Genomic DNA, 16,285 nt, shown 5'->3' with positions numbered 1-16,285 from the left:
GGGGTTCAGTCCTGGTTGCTGAACGCGGCGTCGAACGATGCGGTCGGCTGCTTCCAGAGCAGCGACCGGATGTACCCGACGGCCTCCTTCGCACCATGCAGGCGGTCCATCCCGGCGTCCTCCCACTCGATCGAGATCGGGCCGGTGTAGCCGATGGATTCCAACGCGCGGAAGGCGTCCTCCCACGGCACGTCGCCGTGGCCGGTGGAGACGAAGTCCCAGCCGCGACGCGGGTCGCCCCACGGCAGGTGCGAGCCGAGCACGCCGGCGCGGCCGTTCTTCGGGCGCAGGCGCGTGTCCTTGCAGTCGACGTGGTAGATGCGGTCCTGGAAGTCGACGATGAAACCGACCGGGTCGATGTCCTGCCACATCATGTGCGACGGGTCCCAGTTGAAGCCGAACGCCTCGCGGTGGTCGATCGCCTCCAGAGTACGGACGCTGGTCCAGTAGTCGTACGCGATCTCCGACGGGTGCACCTCGTGCGCGAACCGCACGCCCTCGCCGTCGAAGACGTCGAGGATCGGGTTCCACCGGTCGGCGAAGTCCTGGTAGCCGCGCTCGAAGACCTCGGCCGGCACCGGCGGGAACTGCGCGACGTACGGCCAGATGCTGGAGCCGGTGAAACCGACGACCGTGTCGACGCCGAGCCTGCGGGCGACCTTCGCCGTGAGCTTCAGCTCCTCGGCCGCGCGCTGCCGCACGCCCTCCGGGTCGCCGTCGCCCCAGACCTTCGAGCCGACGATCGCCTGGTGGCGGAAGTCGATCGGGTCGTCGCAGACCGCCTGGCCCTTCAGGTGGTTGGAGATCGCCCACACCTTCAGGCCGTACCGGTCGAGGATGTCGAGCCGGCCCTGCAGGTAGTCGTCGTCCTCGGCGGCGCGCCAGACATCGAGGTGCTCGCCGGAGCACGCGATCTCGAGGCCGTCGTAGCCCCACTCGCTCGCGTGCTTCGCCACCTCCTCCAGCGTGAGGTCGGCCCACTGGCCGGTGAAGAGGGTGACCGGGTGCGTGCGACCCGACTCTGCGGCGACGTCAGTCATTCGTTCGTTCCCATCTCGATCCAGGTGCCCGACTCGGCCGAGTCGATCACCGCGTCCGTGATCCGCACGGCCCGAAGGCCGTCGGTGAAGCGCGGGAGGCCGTCGGGCGTCTCGCCCGCGACCGCCGCGTAGGTGTCGGCGACGAACGCGTTGAACGCGTCCTGGTAGCCCTGCGGGTGACCCGACGGCACGACGCACAGCCGCGCGGCGTCCTCGCTGAGCTGATCGGCGTCGCGCGGGATGAGGAGGCTGCCCTTCCTGCGCCCGACCCAGAGCGTCTCCGGCTGCTCCTGATCGAAGGCGATGCTCTCCGAGCTGCCGGCGATCTCGAGCCACAGCCGGTTCTTCCGCCCGGGCGCGACCTGCGACACCAGCAGGGTGCCGAGCGCCCCGGAGCGGGTCTCGACGACCACCGCGACCGCATCCTCCGTCGTGATCCCGGAGTGCGCCGCCCGCTCAGCGAACACGGTCCGCTTGGTGGCGGAGACACGGCTCACGCGGTCGCCGCTGACGAACTCCACGAGGTCGACCAGGTGCGAGCCGATGTCGGCGAAGGCGCGCGAACGGCCGCCCTGCGCGGAGTCGACGCGCCAGTTGTCGTCGTCGGAGCCGAGGAGCCAGTCCTGCAGGTACGACGCGTTGATGCTGAGCACGCGCCCGGCCTGACCGGAGGCGAACCGGGAGCGGGCCTCGCGGACCATGGGATGGAACCGGTAGACGAACGGGACCGTCGCTGTCCTGCCCTCCGCCGCGGCGACGAGCCGCTCGGCGTCGGCCACGGTGGTCGCGAGCGGCTTCTCGCAGACGACGTCCTTGCCCGCGGCCAGCACCGCGGCCGCCTGGTCGGCGTGCAGCGCGTTGGGCGTCGTGACGTGCACGACGTCGACGCGATCGTCGGCGAGGAGCTCGTCGAGCGACGCGTAGGCACGCCCCGCGCCGAGGCGGTCCGCTGCCGCGACCGAGCGGTCGGGCGTCGACGAGACGATTCCCGTGAGCTCGGCCCTCGCCGCACGGATCGCCCGCGAGTGCACCTCGGCCATGAAGCCGCCGCCGACGATCGCGACCCGCAGGCGTGCGCCCGCGGCGCTCTCGTCGCGGCGGGTCAGGCCGCCGCTCTGCGCCGCGCCCTGCGCGGCCGTGCTCCGGTCACTGCCGTCCGTCATCTCGGCCGCCTACGCCAGGGTCTCCGCGCGCGGATCCCAGTCCTCCGGCAACGCCGGGGCGACCTCGACCGTGCTCTGCACCTCGACCGGCGTGCGGGACTCGCCCGCCTCGATGGTCGAGACCATGATGTCGAGCACGTGGTACGCCTGCTCGCCGGACGCCCGCTCCGGCACACCGGCACGGATCGCACGGGCGAGCTCGACGACGCCGATGCCGCGGCCGGCCGAGGTCCCGGTCGACGGGAGGGTCTCGATTCCGTCGCCGCCGTGGACGAGCAGCTCGCCCTCGAAGGTGTTCGGGTCGGGCACGACGAGCGTGCCGTCGGCGCCCGCGACCTCGAACTGCGTGCGGCCGAGCTTCGAGTCGAAGCTGAACACAGCCTGCGCCGTCTGCCCGCTCTCGAACTCGTACAGCGCGCTCACGTGGGTCGGCACGGTCACGGCGAACTCCTCGCCGGCGCGCGGGCCCGAGCCGATGACGCGGGTCTCCCGCGCCTTCGAGGCGCTGGCGCTCACGCGGGCGACGGGCCCGAAGAGCTGCACGAGGGCGGTGAGATAGTACGGGCCGATGTCGAACAGCGGGCCTGCGCCCTCCTGGAACAGGAAGTCGGGGTTGGGGTGCCACGACTCCGGGCCGGGGCTCTGCATGAGCGTGAGCGCCGTGAGCGGAACGCCGATGTCGCCGTTCTCGATCAGCCGGCGCGCCGACTGGATGCCCGCGCCGAGGAAGGTGTCCGGCGCGGTCGCGACGCGGAGTCCCTTGGCGTGCGCGGCCTCGAGCAGCTTTGTGCCGCTGGCGCGGTCGAGGGCGAACGGCTTCTCGCTCCAGACGTTCTTGCCCGCGGCGAGCACCTGCAGCGCGACCTCGACGTGCACCTTCGGGATGGTCAGGTTGACGACGATCTCGATCGCGTCGTCGGCCAGCAGCTCCTCCACCGTGCCGGAGCCCGCGACGCCGTATTTCTCGGCCTGCGCCTTGGCCCGCTCGAGGTCGATGTCGGCGACGAAGCGGACGTCGAGGTCGGGGAACGAGGTGAGGTTCTCGAGGTACTGGTTGCTGATCACTCCGGCGCCGATGACGCCGACGCCCACTCGCCCGGCGGTCATGCGAGGCCCTTCGAGGTGAGGAAGGCGAAGCTGTCGGCGACGGCCTGGAACCGGTCGCCGCGCGAGTCGTCGAGCTCGATCACGCGCAGCGCGTCCGGCGCTGCCGCGATGATCTGCTCGACCGGGAGCGAGCCCTGGCCCACCGCCACCTGATCCTTGGTCTCGTGGGTGCCGGGGCCGTCCTTGATGTGCAGCGCGACGACGCGGTCGCCGAGCTTCGGGAGGTAGGCGACCGGGTCGACGCCGCCGACGGCCACCCAGTACGTGTCGACCTCGAGCACGACCTCCGGCGCGAGCTTCCCCGCGAAGAACTCGAGCGCGGTGACGCCCTCGATCGTGCTGGAGATCTCGTGGTCGTGGTTGTGGTACCCGACGCGGATGCCGTGCTTCGCCGCGACCTCGGCCGCGGCGTTGAGCTGCTCGGCGGTCTGCGCGACATCGGCGGCGCTCTGCCACTTCTCCGGGGCGACGAACGGGTCGATGACGGTCTGGATGCCCAGCTCCTTCGCGGCGCCGAACACCTCGTCGAGGTCTCCCCCGATGAAGCCCTGGTGGGTGGTGGGGGCCGAGAGCCCGGCCTCTGAGAGGCCCTGGCGGAGCGCGTCGCCGAAGCTGAGGAACGCGAACGGCTCGACCTGCGTGAACCCGATCTCGGCGATCCGCTTCAGGGTTCCGACCGTGTCCTCCGTCAGGAGCTCACGGACCGTGTACAGCTGCACGGAGACTTTTGACGTCGACACTGTTCTCCTCGTCGAGTTCGTTCATGGGGATGAGCCGGTTGGCCTTTGTCCATTCAATCCGGACTTCTGCCGGATGTCAAACAAAAGTCGATCAGTGCGTGCATAACTTTGAGCCGCGAGCCGACACTGTGGTTCAATGGCGCTATGACCGACAGCGCGCGAGACTCGGTGCTCGTCGCCGCAGACGCCGCCGAGCTGCTGGCGATCCTGCGCGACGGCGTCCCGCGCACCCGCGCGCAGCTCGCCGAGCTGACCGGCCTCGCGCGCTCCACCATCGCCGCGCGCATCGACATCCTCACCGGGGCCGGCCTCGTCGTCCCGGCGGGCGACGACGTCTCGTCCGGCGGCCGCCCTCCCGCGCGCATCCGCTTCAACCCCGACTCCCGGGTGATCGTCGCCATCGACCTCGGCGCGACGCACGGGGTCGTCGCGCTGGCCGACCTCGCCGGCAACATCACGGCGAGCGAGTCGCGCAGGCTCGACATCGCCGAGGGCCCTCGCCGCGTGCTCGACTGGGCGCTCGAGGCGGCGAGCGAGCTCTACATCGCCTCCGGCCGCCAACCGGAGGAGCTGATCGGCGTCGGCGTCGGCGTGCCGGGTCCGGTGGAGCACTCCACGGGGCTCCCGGTGAACCCGCCGATCATGCCCGGATGGGACCGGTTCGACATCCCCGCGTACATCCGCCGTGTCTTCGACGTGCCGGTGCTCGTCGACAACGATGTGAACCTGCTCGCACTCGGCGAGCAGGCCCTGATGTGGCCGGACGAGACGGACCTGCTGTTCGTGAAGGTGGCCACCGGCGTCGGTGCCGGCATCATCGCGGGCGGCCGACTGCAGCGCGGCGCCCTCGGTTCCGCGGGAGACCTCGGCCACGTCCGCGTGCCGTTCGGAACGGACACGCCGAGCCACGGGGAGCAGGACGCCGACCTCGAATCGCTGGTCAGCGGGCCCGCCATCGCCCGGGCGCTCAGCGAGGCCGGTTTCGCCGCCGAGACGAGCGACGACGTCGTCGAGCTCGCCCGCAGCGGCAACCCGGTCGTGCAGGAGGCCATCCGCCAGGCCGGCCGCGACCTCGGCGCCGTCGTCGCCACGTGCGTCAACCTCCTGAACCCGTCGATGATCGTCGTCGGCGGCAGTCTCTCCCGCGTCGGCGAGCAGCTCCTCGCCGGGATGCGCGAGGTCGTCTACCAGCGGTCCACCCCGCTGGCGACGCAGCACCTGACCATCACCCAGTCCCGCTCCGGCGAGACCGGCGGCGCCATGGGTGCGGCCATCATGGTCATCCAGCGCGCCCTCGATCCGAACATCGGCATCCCGCGCACCCTGTTCCGCTGACCCCCGCGGCGGATTCCACCACCGACCACCACGACCATCCTCGAATCGATTCGAACCACCCTGAAAGGAGTGCCGTGAGCACGCACAGCGAACCCCTCGGCCGCCCCCTCCGCGCCGGAGTGATCGGCCTCGGCTGGGCCGGCCAGCAGCACATGGCCGCCTACGACGCGCTCCCCGGCGTCGAGCTCGTCGCCATAGCCGGCATGGAGGACGGCCCCCGGGCCGAACTCGGAGAGCAGTACGGCCTGACGCGACTGCACCGGGACTGGAAGGACCTCGTCGCCGAGGGCGACCTCGACCTGGTCAGCGTCGCCGTCCCGACCTTCCTGCACGCCCCCATCGCCGTCGGAGCTCTGGAGGCCGGCCTCCACGTGCTCAGCGAGAAACCGATCGCCCGCACCGCGGCCGAGGCGCAGACCATGGTCGACGCCGCACACCGTGCCGGCCGTGTGCTGGAGGTCGCCTTCAACCACCGGCGCCGTGGCGACATCGAAGCGCTCAAGGCCGCGATCGACGGCGGGCAGATCGGCCGGCCGTACCACGCGCGGGCGATCTGGCTGAGGCGGGCGGGCATCCCCGCGCTCGGCAGCTGGTTCACCAACCGCGAGATGGCCGGCGGCGGTCCGCTGATCGACATCGGCGTCCACGTGCTCGACTACGCGCTGCACTTCTTCGGCGAGCCGCGCGTGCAGGCGGTGTCGGCCGTGACGCACGCGGAGCTCGGGAACCGCGGCCGCGGCGGCTCGACCGGATCGGTCAAGCAGAACGTCGACTCCGCCTACGAGGTGGAAGACCTGGCGAGCCTGCTGCTCCGCCTCGAGGGCGGCGGCTCCATCGTCATCGAGACCAGCTGGGCGGCGTACCGCCCGGCCGGCGACGAGTTCGGCATCACCCTGTACGGCACCGAGGGCGGCGCCGACCTGCGCGTCGTCGACTACGCGCCCTCCGGCGAGCTGACCATCTTCACCGGTGAGGGCGAGGAGAGCCAGGACATCACGGTCACCGCCGACCCGGGCCGCGGCCACCTGGCCGTGGTCGAGACCTTCCTCGAGCACGTCGCCGACCCGGCGAACTGGTCGAACTGGGACGGCTCGCTCGCCCTCGACCGAGCGCGCGTCATCGACGCCGCCTACGAGTCGGCCCGCATCGGCGCCGAGGTGCGCCTCTCCCCCGCCACCAACGCGGACGGCGCCACCGCCGGCACCGCCGCCACCGAAGGAGCATGACCATGGCACTGCGCGTCACCGTCTGGAACGAGGGCGTCCACGAGGCGACCCAGCCCGAGATCGCCGCGATCTACCCGCACGGCATCCACGGCGCCATCGCCGAGGGCCTGCGGGAGCTGCTCGGCGACGAGGTCGAGGTGCGCACCGCGACCCTCGACGACCCGGAGCACGGCCTGAGCGAGCAGGCCCTCGATGAGACCGACGTCCTGCTCTGGTGGGGCCACATCGCGCACGACCGTGTCTCCGACGAGGTCGTCGAGCGGGTGCGGCAGCACGTGCTCGGCGGGATGGGACTCATCGTGCTGCACTCCGGGCACTTCTCGAAGATCTTCATCCGGATGCTCGGCACCACCTGCTCGCTGCGCTGGCGCAACCCGCAGGGCGGCGAGCGCGAGCTGGTCTGGAACGTGAACCCGACCCACCCGATCGCGGAGGGCGTCGGGCAGCCGATCGTGATCGAGGCGCAGGAGATGTACGGGGAGTTCTTCGACATCCCGACGCCCGACGACCTGGTGTTCATCAGCTCGTTCACGGGCGGCGAGGTGTTCCGCTCCGGCGTGACGTTCACGCGCGGCCGCGGCAAGATCTTCTACTTCAGCCCCGGCGACCAGGAGTACCCCGTCTACTTCCACCCGCAGGTGCGGCGGGTGCTCGCCAACGGGGTCCGGTGGGCGGCGCCGGTCTCCGGCGCACGCCAGGCGCCCGAAGTGTCCAACCCGCAGCCGGTCTGACCGGCGGCCCGGACCCTGACGAACGACACGGAGGCGAGACGATGACCGACGACCTCTCCACGCTGCCCCAGCCGCGGCATCCCGACCCGGCCGACGCGCCGCCGCTGCGCTGGGGCGTGCTCGGCCCCGGCGTGATCGCCGCCGACTTCACCGACGCGCTGCACCGGCACACCCGTCAGCGCGTCGTCGCCGCGGGGTCGCGCTCCGCCGAGCGCGCCGCGGCGTTCGCGGCGGCGCACGGGGTGGAGCGGTCGCACGGCTCGTACGAAGCGCTGGTCGCCGACCCGGACATCGACGTGGTCTACGTCGCCACCCCGCACAGCGAGCACCTCGAGCACGCGCTGCTCGCGATCGCGGCGGGCAAGCACGTCCTGATCGAGAAGCCGATGGCGGTCACCGCCGAGCAGGCCAGACGGATCGTTGCGGCGGCGCGAGAGGCCGGGGTGTTCGCGATGGAGGCGATGTGGACGCGGTACCTGCCGCAGACCGACATCGTCCGCCAGCTGCTCGACCGCGGCGCGCTCGGCGAGCTCCGCGTCGTCACCGCGGACTTCGGCGGTCGCGCGGCCTTCGACCCGGCGAGCCGGCTGTGGGACCCCGCCCTGGCGGGAGGAGCCCTACTCGACCTCGGTGTCTACACCGTCTCCTGGGCGTCGTTCGCGCTGGGCGCCCCGGCCGGGATCGTCGCGACCGGCACCCTCGCCTCCACGGGCGTCGACGAGCAGGCCGCCCTCGTGCTGTCCTCCGCCTCCGGCGCGCAGGCCCTGCTGAGCACGACCCTGCTCGCCGGCACCCCGTCGCTTGCCACCATCTGCGGCAGCGAGGCACGCGTGGAGACGGACAGCCCGTTCTGGGGCCCCAGCGGCATCCGGGTGGTCCGGGCGGACGGGACGCTCGCCGCGCACTGGCGCGACCCGTACGGCCGCCCACACCGCGATGGCATGGCGTACGAGGCCGCGGCACTCGCCCGGTACGTCGCGGAGGGCCGCACGGAGTCGCCGCTCCACCCGCTGTCGGAGGCCTTGGACACGCTCGCGACGATCGACGAGGCGCGGAGGCAACTCGGCGCGACGCGCGTGGAGTGACAGCCGGGGTCGGCCGGACGCGGCACAATGGACAGGTGCTCGACTCCGCCCCCTACCGCACCGCCGACCTGTACCGGCCGGCCGTGCTCGCGGATCTGAGCCCCGCCCGTCCCGCTCCCGTGCCCGTCATCCCGGCCGTCCCCGGCGAGACCGGCCACCTGGCGCGCGTCGTGGCGAGCTCCAGCGACAGGGCGGGCTGGCTGCGCGCCCGCAGCCGCGGCATCACCGCGACCGACGTCGCGAAGCTGTCGACGCCGCGCTCGGTGCGCGCCGCCGCGTACGACAAGCTGCACGGCACAGGGTTCAGCGGCAACGTGTTCACCCAGCACGGGCGCTCGCGCGAGCCGGAGATCGCCGCCTGGGTTGCGGCGACCCACGGCATCGAGCCCTCCGACCTGCTCTTCCACGCCGAGCGCGACCGCCGGCACCTGGCGACGCCGGACGGCCTCATCCTCCGCACCGGCGGTCGCATCGAGCTGGCCGAGATCAAGACCACCAACAAGCCCTTCCGCAGCATCCCGCGCCACTACCTCCGCCAGATCTGGTGGCAGCAGTACGTGCTCGGCGCGGAGCGCACCCTGTTCGTCTGGGAGCAGCACGACGGCTTCGTCCCGCTGCGCGACGAGCCGGAGTGCCGCTGGGTGGACCGCGACGAGGCTGAGATCGCGAAGCTGGTCGCCCTCGCCGCCGACCTGATCGAGCTGCTCCGTCAGGCGACGTCGAGCGCCGCGCCCGCCTCCGGCTCCTCCGCCGCCGCTTCCGCACCGTCCACCACGGTCCCCGAGCCGAGCGGGACGCGGGCGAGCGCGACCGCGTAGACCGCGATCCAGGCGATCGCGACCGTCGTTCCGATCAGCTCCAGCCAGGCCCCCACATCGGAGCCGACCCGCACGATCGCGAGCAGGCCTCCCACGATGGTGATGACGGCGACCGCCCCGCAGCTGAGCCGCGACAGCAGCGAGAGCCGGGGCAGGCGACGGCTGAACCCGACCTGCAGCATCGCGAAGCACGCCGCCGCGAAACCGACGACCGCGGACACCGTGTGCACCAGATCCTGGACCGTCGACTTGGGGTCGACCAGCGGGACCGGGCAGTACGCCGTGCACGTGACCTGCGACGCCAGCACGAAGCAGAGCGCGGCGAAGCCCAGCGTCGCCGCCGGCGTCCAGCGGGCGAGCAGGGGCGCCGACGAGCGCACATGCCCGCTCGCGAGCGCGATCGCGAACCCGCCCACAGCGATCAGCAGCAGGGCGACCGCGAACGGTCCGGCGGTCGGCGCCCCCTGCGCGCCGAGCTCGCTCACGTAGACGGGATACGGAACGGTCAGCCGGGCTGCCCAGATGATCGTGAGGCCGCCGAGCACGCACAGGGTGCCGATCCCGAGCAGCCACGGCACCGTGCGCTGCCAGCCCCGGGCGAGCAACGGCACGGCGAAGGGGTCGCGGGCGACCCGCAGCAGTCGTCGCACCTGTCGCTCCTCGGGTCGGCCGTCGTCTCCGGAGCCGGCGGCCGTCGCCGCCCCGGGTCGCAGCATCCTATCCGGCCTGCCGCTGGGAACGACCTGGGGGTATCCGAAACAGACTGTTCACATGTGGTGACCCGACGGTAACACCCCCGAAGCACGGGCAGGCTTGACTGGCACGCAGGACTTGGATCCGACGAGGGGAAAGCGAATGCCGAAGACGATGCGCGCCGCGCTCCTGGACGCTCCGGGCGGGCCCGAAGCCCTCCGCATCGGCGAGACCGCCTACCCGGACAAGGTCAACGCGGAGTTCCTGGTGAAGGTGGTCGCGTCCAGCGTGAATCCGATCGACGCGAAGACGCGGGCCGGGCGCGGGGTGTTCGGCGCCATCCACTCGTTCCCCGCGGTGCTCGGGCACGACTTCAGCGGTGTCGTGGTGGAGTCGCCGTACAGCGCCCACCCGATCCGCCCGGGCGACGAGGTCTTCGGGATGGTCATGGTCCCGCGCTTCGGCGGGAGCTACGCCGAGTACGTCTCCGTGCCGGCGCTGAGCGTCGTGAGGAAGCCGTCGACGCTGTCCCACATCGAGGCGGCCGCCGTTCCCGTCGCCGCGCTCACGGCGTGGGGCATGGTGGTCGAGGTGGCGAAGGCGCATGAGGGGCAGCGGATGCTCATCCACGCCGGGAGCGGTGGGGTCGGCCACTTCGCGGTGCAGTTCGCGTCGTACTTCGGCGCGCACGTGATCGCCACCGCGTCCGGCGGCAAGGCGTCGTGGCTGCGCTCCCTCGGCGCGGCCGAGGTGATCGACTACACGACCACACGGTTCGAGGACGTCGTGCACGACGCCGACGTGGTGATCGACCTGGTCGGCAACGTCCACGACGACACGGGGACCCGATCGCTTCAGTCGCTGCGGCCCGGGGGTCTCATCGTGAACGCCCCGACGGGAAGCTGGCCGACCTTCGCCGAGGAGACCGCGGCTGCGGGCGTCCGCGGCACCGACTACAAGGTGGCACCCGACGGCAACGCCCTCGCGGTGATCGCGCGACTCCTGGAGGCCGGGAACGTGCGGGCGCACGTCGACCAGATCTTCGCGCTGGAGCAAATCGCGGATGCGCACCGCGCCGTGGAGGGCGGACACACACGCGGCAAGGTGGTCGTGAAGGTCGCGGAGGGCTAGAGCGCCCGCTCCATCACGAAGTCGTCCTCGTAGCGGTCGCCGACCAGGAAGCGCTTGACGCCGACGCGCTCGAAGCCGTTCTTGCCGTAGAAGCGCTGCGCACGGCCGTTCTCCTGGTTGACGCCCAGCCAGATCCCGTCGGCGCCCGCCTGCTCCGCGACGCGCAGGCTCTCGGCCATGAGGCGGCCGGCGACGCCCTCGCCGTGGTGGCCCGGCAGCACATAGCACTTGCTGAGCTCGGCGGTGGGGCGGATGCGGAGGCTGGCCCGCACATCGTCGTCGCCCGGTTCGCCCAGCACGACCATGGTGTAGCCGATCGCGGCGCCGTCCCCGTCCTCCGCGATGAGCAGCCGGCGACCCTCGTCGGCGAGGTACTCGGCGAAGCGCTCCTCCGACAGGACGGATGCGATGAACGCGGCCTTCGCCTCCTCCGTCGTGTGCGGAGGGCAGGCGAGCGGGAAGGTCGCGGCGGCGACGGGCGCCAGGGCGGCCTCGTCGCCGGCGGCGGCGGGACGGATGGTGACGGTCACGCCCTCAGCCTACCGACGGCCGCACACAGCGGACCGGCCGCCTCCCGAGAGGGAGACGGCCGGTCCTCGATGCGTCCGGACCGTCAGTGCCGGCCTTGCGCCACCCAGCTGAGCAGGTCGAACGAGACGCCGCCGAGGCCGGTGACGTCGTCGTAGCCCTTCGCCGTCTTGAGCGAGGTGTCCTGATCCAGCGTCACTAGGTAGGTGTTGCCGCTGATCTTGCTGGTGTACACGAGCGCCTGCGGCGGGTTCTGCGGCAGCACGTCGCGGAACGCGTTCGGAAGGATGCGCTTCACGCCGTACAGCGTCGGGTTCGCGAACCCGATCGTGCTGCGCGTCGCCTGCTGCACGATCGCGATCTGCGCGGCCACGATCGGCGCGGCCAGCGACGTTCCGCCGTAGGTCTCGTTGATGTAGTCGCCGGTCGCCAGCGTGGTGTCGTCCACGATCGGGCGGATGCCGATCTGGAACCCGGTGTAGGGGTCGGCCAGGGCCGCCACGTCGGGCGAGACGCGCTTGCCCTGCGCGAGCGCCTGAGGCACGATGCCGCGCTGGTAGTCGGGCTGCGCGAACACGGCGCTCACGCCGCCGCCCGCACCGCCGACGAACCGGGTGCCCGGGAGGGGCTGGGCGTAGCTGAGGGTGCCGTCCGCGTTCTTGACGATCTGGTCGAACTGGTCGCCCCAGCCGGTCTCCCACGCGATCTTGCCGTTCTTGTCGATGCCGGTGCTCGTGCCGCCGACCGAGGTGACCCACGGCGAGGACGCCGGGAAGTCGGGCGACGCGTAGCCGAGGTTCGCGACCTCGTCGCCGTTGTCACCGCTCGAGAAGTACAGGCCGATGCCCTCGCCCGCGGCCTGGAGCTGCAGGTTCACCTCGCCCTGGATGACGTCGGCCGGGACCGCCTCACCCACATTGCCGTAGCTGTTGCTGACGATGTTGGCGAGCTTGTTGTCGAGGATCTTCGACATCGCGATGTCGAGGCCGCCGCCGCAGTCCGTGCCGCCGACGTACAGGATGCGTGCACCCGGGGCGATGGCGTGCACCGACTCGACGTCGAGCGTCTGCTCGCCCTGCCATCCGCTCGGCTGCTGGCACAGCTCCTGGTCGGTGAACTCGCTCGGCTTCGGCACCAGCTGCTGGTAGCTGGAGTTGGTGAGGCCCGGCTCGCCGTTCTGCTGCGAGTACGAGTTCACGTCCTTCAGGATGCTCGGGCTGGCGTACGCGTCGATGATCGCGACGGTCTGGCCGGTGCCGTTGACACCCTTCTTGCCCAGAGTGTCGAGCCCGTAGGCGCTGCGCAGCTGCTGCGGGGTGTAGCCGCAGTTGTTGGTGCTGTACTGCGTCTGGCCGTTGTACGCCGGCGGAACGGTCACGGTGTGCTCGCCGATGTAGTGCGAGCACGGGGTGTCGATCACCGGCGCCGCTGCCGCGAACTTGCGGGCGACCGTCGGGTCACCCGAGCTGCCGAGGTCGCCCTGCTTGATCGAGTCGGGACGCGTCGTCGTGCGCGACTGCTCGATGCTGATCGCGGACACCTTGCTGGCGAGCGCGGTCGGCACCGACGGAGCCGACGAGGGGGCGACGAGCTTGCGGTCGGCGTGGTTGTACGAGTGCAGCGACGTCCCGAAGACCGAACCGAGCTGCTCCGCGGTGCCGCGGAAGACGACGTACTGGCGGCTGTCCGGGACGCCCTGGATGGTGAGCCCTGCCGTCTTGATGAAGTTCACCACCGAGTCGAAGTCGGCCTGGGTGGGCGAGAAGCGGTTGATCCACTGCTGCGGCGACAGGGCCTTGCGGTACCCGCGGTCCAGCGGGTTCGAGACCGCCTTCGCGAGCGCCTCGGCGCCCTTCTGGTCGCGCAGGGGCAGGTAGATCTCGCCCTGCACCGTCGTGTCTGCCGCGGCCGCCCCGGCGTCGTTCGCCGGCGTCGCCCAGGCGGGGACGGATCCGGCGTACGGCACGCGATCGGCCGCGTTGGCGGCGGAGGTCCCCGCCAATGACAAAGCCACCACGGCGGTCGTGGTGGCGACGATCCCGAGAGCCCTCTTGTGGAGGGATCGGGTGGTGCGAAGTGCCATGAATGTCATCCTTCGAACTCGGGACTGGCTCGACTTCGAGCCGACGCGCGACGCGCGACAGGAGCGACCCTAGACCCGGGTGTTCTACCACCGCAACAGGGGGTAGACAGTTCCGTCGCAGAACTTATCGGAGGTGAATCATCCTCACCGGCTCTGCCGCCGCCCCCGCTGGCCCACCCGCATCCCGCCGAGTTGCGCCTTGTGGTCGCTATCCCGGACGAATAACCACCACAAGGTGCAACTCGGCGCCTCGTCGCCAGGCGCAGAAACTACGGAAGGGCCGGGACCGCAGTGCGGTCCCGGCCCTTCCGGGTGTTCGGTGAACGAACTCAGATGGCGTTGACGTCCAGCGGGATGCCCGGGCCGAACGTGGTCGACACGGCGCCCTTCTGGATGTAACGGCCCTTCGCGGCGGACGGCTTGAGACGCACGACCTCCTCGAGAGCGGTCTTGATGTTGTCGTTCAGCTGCTCGGCGGTGAAGCCGGCCTTGCCGACGACGAAGTGCACGTTGGCGTGCTTGTCGACGCGGAACTCGATCTTTCCGCCCTTGATGTCGGAGACGGCCTTCGCCACGTCCGGGGTGACCGTGCCGGTCTTCGGGTTGGGCATGAGGCCGCGCGGGCCGAGCACCTTGCCGAGACGGCCGACCTGGCCCATGAGCTCCGGGGTGGAGACGGCCGCGTCGAAGTCGGTGTAACCGCCGGCAACCTTCTCGATCAGGTCGGTTCCGCCGACCTCGTCCGCACCGGCCGCGATGGCCGCCTCGGCCGCGGGGCCGGTGGCGAACACGATGACGCGGGCGGTCTTGCCCGTACCGTGAGGAAGAATGACGGTACCGCGGACCATCTGGTCCGCCTTGCGCGGGTCGACGCCCAGCTTCAGCGCGACCTCGACGGTCGAGTTGAACTTGGCGGAGCCGGTCTCCTTCGCGAGGGCGACGGCCTCCTCCGGCGTGTAGAACTTTCCGGCCTCGATCTTCTCGGCCGCGGCCCGGTAGGCCTTGGACTTCTGTGCCATGTGATTTCTCCTAACGAGAATGTGGTGCGAGCCTGGCCGGCTCTTCCACGTATGTCTTGAGGGGGTCTTGGCTTACGCCTCGACCGTGATGCCCATGGAGCGGGCGGTGCCTGCGATGATCTTCGACGCCGCGTCGATGTCGTTGGCGTTGAGGTCGACCATCTTCTGCTCGGCGATCTGGCGCACCTGCTCCTGGGTCAGCTTGCCGACCTTGGTGGTGTGCGGCACGCCGGAGCCCTTGGGGACGCCTGCCGCCTTCTTGATCAGCTCGGCCGCCGGCGGGGTCTTCAGGACGAACGTGAACGAGCGGTCCTCGTACACGGTGATCTCGACCGGGATGACGTTGCCGCGCTGCGACTCGGTCGCCGCGTTGTACGCCTTGCAGAACTCCATGATGTTCACGCCGTGCTGACCCAGGGCCGGGCCGATCGGCGGGGCCGGGTTGGCGGCGCCGGCGTTGATCTGAAGCTTGATCAGACCGGTGACCTTCTTCTTCGGTGCCATGTCTCTTCCTTCTTTGTGTATTCGAGCTCGTGGGCGTCACGCCCGCGTCGCTCTCCCGGTTTCTCGGCCCTTCCGAGACCCGGTGTTCTGTAAAACCGTGGGGAGGCTCTGAATGTTCCTACTGCTTGGTGACCTGGTCGAAGCTGAGCTCGACCGGCGTCTCGCGCTCGAACAGCGACACGAGCACGGTGAGCTTTCCGCTCTCCGGCTTGATCTCGCTGATCGAACCCGGCAGGCCCGCGAACGAGCCCTCCTTGATCGTGATGGTCTCGCCGATCTCGAAGTCGACCTCGGTGATGACACTGCGCGCAGCGGCCTTCTGGCCCTTCGCGGCGCCCTTGGCCGGGGCGGCCTCGACCTGCACGAGGCTCTTCAGCATCGAGAAGGCCTCCTCGAAACGCAGCGGGGTCGGGTTGTGCGCGTTGCCGACGAAGCCGGTGACACCCGGGGTGTGACGCACGACCGACCAGCTGTCCTCGTTGAGGTCCATGCGCACGAGCACGTAGCCCGGGATGCGCACGCGGTTGACCATCTTGCGCTGGCCGTTCTTGATCTCGACCACGTCCTCCATCGGGACCTGGACCTCGTAGATGTAGTCCTCCATGTTCATCGAGACCATGCGGTTCTCGATGTTGGACTTCACGCGGCGCTCGAAGCCCGCGTACGAGTGGATGACGTACCACTTGCCGATCTTGGAGCGCAGCTCGGTGCGGAACGCCTCGTAGGGGTCGGCGACAGCCTCCTCCTCCTCGTCCTCGACGGCGAGCTGGGCGGCCTCCGCCTCGTCCTCGCTGTCGACCTCGAGGGCCTCGTCGACGGCACGGTCGGCCTCGGGGTCGACGGCCTCCGCCATCGCGTCGAGGACGGCGTCCAGGTCGACCTCGGTGCCGTCGTCGGCGACGACGTGCAGGGCCTCGTGCTCGGCCGAGTCGGACGCCTCGTCCTCGCTGGCGAGGACGTTGCCGGTCTGCGCCTCGTCGTCTTCGGAGGACTGCTCCGCGGCAGGGGCCCAGTCCACGTCGTCGCGATTGGTCTCAGACACTGAATTCATTCCATTTCTTGTCGGGGAGGCCGGTGCGGCC

The 16,285-nt window shown here is 70.8% G+C and carries 16 protein-coding genes; 6 read left to right on the top strand and 10 right to left on the bottom strand.

What is annotated here, in order from left to right; all coding sequences use genetic code 11:
* Window positions 1-5: 5 nt before the first annotated feature.
* The 4 genes from P5G59_RS18980 to P5G59_RS18965 are packed head-to-tail and all read right to left on the bottom strand — an operon-like array spanning window position 6 to window position 4,029.
* Entirely contained in the window at window positions 6-1,040 is a 1,035-nt protein-coding gene (locus P5G59_RS18980; RefSeq protein ID WP_301220586.1) for a sugar phosphate isomerase/epimerase family protein, read from the bottom strand.
* Window positions 1,037-2,203 (bottom strand): Gfo/Idh/MocA family protein, encoded by a 1,167-nt coding sequence (locus P5G59_RS18975; RefSeq protein WP_301220585.1) that lies wholly within the window; start codon window positions 2,201-2,203, stop codon window positions 1,037-1,039. The genes P5G59_RS18980 and P5G59_RS18975 overlap by 4 nt, the downstream gene beginning before the upstream one ends.
* A 9-nt stretch (window positions 2,204-2,212) precedes the next feature.
* On the bottom strand, window positions 2,213-3,310 hold the full coding sequence (locus P5G59_RS18970; RefSeq protein ID WP_301220584.1) for a Gfo/Idh/MocA family protein: 1,098 nt from the start codon (window positions 3,308-3,310) through the stop codon (window positions 2,213-2,215).
* A complete protein-coding gene (locus P5G59_RS18965; protein ID WP_301220615.1) occupies window positions 3,307-4,029 on the bottom strand; it encodes a sugar phosphate isomerase/epimerase family protein in 723 nt (240 codons plus the stop codon). The genes P5G59_RS18970 and P5G59_RS18965 overlap by 4 nt, the downstream gene beginning before the upstream one ends.
* A gap of 165 nt (window positions 4,030-4,194) precedes the next feature.
* On the opposite strand from P5G59_RS18965, the gene P5G59_RS18960 reads away from it, so the two are divergent.
* The 5 genes from P5G59_RS18960 to P5G59_RS18940 all read left to right on the top strand — a co-directional run bounded on the left by P5G59_RS18960 (window position 4,195) and on the right by P5G59_RS18940 (window position 9,245).
* Window positions 4,195-5,385, top strand: a complete 1,191-nt coding sequence (locus P5G59_RS18960; RefSeq protein WP_301220583.1) for an ROK family transcriptional regulator — start codon at window positions 4,195-4,197, stop codon at window positions 5,383-5,385.
* A 74-nt stretch (window positions 5,386-5,459) separates the two neighbouring features.
* Window positions 5,460-6,611, top strand: a complete 1,152-nt coding sequence (locus P5G59_RS18955) for a Gfo/Idh/MocA family protein (protein ID WP_301220582.1) — start codon at window positions 5,460-5,462, stop codon at window positions 6,609-6,611.
* Window positions 6,608-7,342, top strand: a complete 735-nt coding sequence (locus P5G59_RS18950) for a ThuA domain-containing protein (protein WP_301220581.1) — start codon at window positions 6,608-6,610, stop codon at window positions 7,340-7,342. Before P5G59_RS18955 ends, P5G59_RS18950 begins: the two co-directional genes overlap by 4 nt.
* 41 nt (window positions 7,343-7,383) lie before the next feature.
* On the top strand, window positions 7,384-8,427 hold the full coding sequence (locus tag P5G59_RS18945; protein WP_301220580.1) for a Gfo/Idh/MocA family protein: 1,044 nt from the start codon (window positions 7,384-7,386) through the stop codon (window positions 8,425-8,427).
* 35 nt (window positions 8,428-8,462) lie between these two features.
* Complete coding sequence (locus P5G59_RS18940) at window positions 8,463-9,245, top strand: YqaJ viral recombinase family protein (RefSeq protein ID WP_435871288.1); 783 nt, start codon at window positions 8,463-8,465, stop codon at window positions 9,243-9,245.
* Here P5G59_RS18940 and P5G59_RS18935 read toward each other — a convergent pair.
* On the bottom strand, window positions 9,137-9,895 hold the full coding sequence (locus P5G59_RS18935) for a DUF998 domain-containing protein (protein WP_301220578.1): 759 nt from the start codon (window positions 9,893-9,895) through the stop codon (window positions 9,137-9,139). The genes P5G59_RS18940 and P5G59_RS18935 overlap by 109 nt on opposite strands.
* A gap of 205 nt (window positions 9,896-10,100) precedes the next feature.
* Here P5G59_RS18935 and P5G59_RS18930 point away from each other — a divergent pair, with 205 nt between their 5' ends.
* Entirely contained in the window at window positions 10,101-11,069 is a 969-nt protein-coding gene (locus P5G59_RS18930) for an NADP-dependent oxidoreductase (protein ID WP_301220577.1), read from the top strand.
* Here the strand turns inward: P5G59_RS18930 and P5G59_RS18925 are convergent.
* The 5 genes from P5G59_RS18925 to nusG form a co-directional block, all read right to left on the bottom strand.
* Window positions 11,066-11,599: a GNAT family N-acetyltransferase gene (locus P5G59_RS18925; protein WP_301220575.1), complete on the bottom strand. Its 534-nt coding sequence runs from the start codon at window positions 11,597-11,599 to the stop codon at window positions 11,066-11,068. The two genes, P5G59_RS18930 and P5G59_RS18925, sit on opposite strands and share 4 nt — an antisense overlap.
* Before the next feature lie 83 nt (window positions 11,600-11,682).
* Complete coding sequence (locus P5G59_RS18920; RefSeq protein ID WP_301220574.1) at window positions 11,683-13,680, bottom strand: S53 family peptidase; 1,998 nt, start codon at window positions 13,678-13,680, stop codon at window positions 11,683-11,685.
* A 329-nt stretch (window positions 13,681-14,009) separates the two neighbouring features.
* Window positions 14,010-14,699, bottom strand: coding sequence for a 50S ribosomal protein L1 (rplA, locus tag P5G59_RS18915; RefSeq protein ID WP_301220573.1), 690 nt, complete (start codon window positions 14,697-14,699; stop codon window positions 14,010-14,012).
* Between the two features lie 72 nt (window positions 14,700-14,771).
* Window positions 14,772-15,203: a 50S ribosomal protein L11 gene (gene rplK, locus P5G59_RS18910; RefSeq protein WP_175335715.1), complete on the bottom strand. Its 432-nt coding sequence runs from the start codon at window positions 15,201-15,203 to the stop codon at window positions 14,772-14,774.
* A 118-nt stretch (window positions 15,204-15,321) separates the two neighbouring features.
* On the bottom strand, window positions 15,322-16,245 hold the full coding sequence (gene nusG, locus P5G59_RS18905) for a transcription termination/antitermination protein NusG (protein WP_301220572.1): 924 nt from the start codon (window positions 16,243-16,245) through the stop codon (window positions 15,322-15,324).
* Between the last annotated feature and the right edge of the window lie 40 nt (window positions 16,246-16,285).

The sequence above is a fragment of the Leifsonia virtsii genome (assembly GCF_030433675.1).
GTDB classification, from domain to species: domain Bacteria; phylum Actinomycetota; class Actinomycetes; order Actinomycetales; family Microbacteriaceae; genus Leifsonia; species Leifsonia virtsii.
Note: the sequence above shows the minus strand (reverse complement) of the source record. Positions and strands in the feature narration are given on the sequence as shown.